General features: G+C 48.3%; 1 pseudogene. It reads left to right on the top strand.

Going from position 1 to position 240, the window contains the following annotated elements:
- Nucleotides 1-240 (top strand): annotated as a pseudogene (locus ABR854_RS26000) (hypothetical protein); the annotation flags it as partial.

Raw genomic sequence — 240 nt, 5'->3', positions numbered from 1 at the left:
GTCCATATACTTATAAATGGAGTAATAATGCGACGACCGCAAGCATCAATAACTTAGTAGCGGGTACCTACACGGTAGTAGTAACGGATGCGAACAGTTGTACAGCAACGGCGAGTGTAGTAGTAAAACAACCAACGGCAGCATTGACGACGACCCCAAGTGGCGTAGATGTGAAATGTTACGGCGATGCGAGTGGCAGTGCGAGTGTAGTAGCAGCGGGTGGCACAAGTCCATATACTT

This window comes from Emticicia sp. W12TSBA100-4, assembly GCF_040253585.1.
Taxonomy (GTDB): domain Bacteria; phylum Bacteroidota; class Bacteroidia; order Cytophagales; family Spirosomataceae; genus Emticicia.
This window is presented reverse-complemented; position numbering and strand designations above follow the sequence as displayed.